The organism is Pseudomonas sp. FYR_5, from assembly GCF_043106315.1.
In the GTDB taxonomy this organism is placed as follows: domain Bacteria; phylum Pseudomonadota; class Gammaproteobacteria; order Pseudomonadales; family Pseudomonadaceae; genus Aquipseudomonas; species Aquipseudomonas putida_Y.
In genome coordinates, this window is the sequence record NZ_JBICMK010000067.1 from 1 (window position 1) to 1,073 (window position 1,073).

At 53.3% G+C, this 1,073-nt stretch carries 1 rRNA gene; it reads left to right on the plus strand.

From position 1 onward, the window contains the following. A 23S ribosomal RNA gene (locus ACF8RA_RS11075) occupies nt 1-1,073 on the plus strand; the annotation flags it as partial.

Below are 1,073 nucleotides of genomic sequence, written 5' to 3' on the forward strand. Positions count from 1 at the left end.
GCCGCTGCGACTGTTTATTAAAAACACAGCACTCTGCAAACACGAAAGTGGACGTATAGGGTGTGACGCCTGCCCGGTGCCGGAAGGTTAATTGATGGGGTTAGCGCAAGCGAAGCTCTTGATCGAAGCCCCGGTAAACGGCGGCCGTAACTATAACGGTCCTAAGGTAGCGAAATTCCTTGTCGGGTAAGTTCCGACCTGCACGAATGGCGTAACGATGGCGGCGCTGTCTCCACCCGAGACTCAGTGAAATTGAAATCGCTGTGAAGATGCAGTGTATCCGCGGCTAGACGGAAAGACCCCGTGAACCTTTACTATAGCTTTGCACTGGACTTTGAATTTGCTTGTGTAGGATAGGTGGGAGGCTTTGAAGTGGGGACGCCAGTTCTCATGGAGCCATCCTTGAAATACCACCCTGGCAACTTTGAGGTTCTAACTCAGGTCCGTTATCCGGATCGAGGACAGTGTATGGTGGGTAGTTTGACTGGGGCGGTCTCCTCCCAAAGAGTAACGGAGGAGTACGAAGGTGCGCTCAGACCGGTCGGAAATCGGTCGTAGAGTATAAAGGCAAAAGCGCGCTTGACTGCGAGACAAACACGTCGAGCAGGTACGAAAGTAGGTCTTAGTGATCCGGTGGTTCTGTATGGAAGGGCCATCGCTCAACGGATAAAAGGTACTCCGGGGATAACAGGCTGATACCGCCCAAGAGTTCATATCGACGGCGGTGTTTGGCACCTCGATGTCGGCTCATCACATCCTGGGGCTGAAGCCGGTCCCAAGGGTATGGCTGTTCGCCATTTAAAGTGGTACGCGAGCTGGGTTTAGAACGTCGTGAGACAGTTCGGTCCCTATCTGCCGTGGACGTTTGAGATTTGAGAGGGGCTGCTCCTAGTACGAGAGGACCGGAGTGGACGAACCTCTGGTGTTCCGGTTGTCACGCCAGTGGCATTGCCGGGTAGCTATGTTCGGAAGAGATAACCGCTGAAAGCATCTAAGCGGGAAACTTGCCTCAAGATGAGATCTCACTGGGATCTTGAATCCCCTAAAGGGCCGTCGAAGACTACGACGTTGAT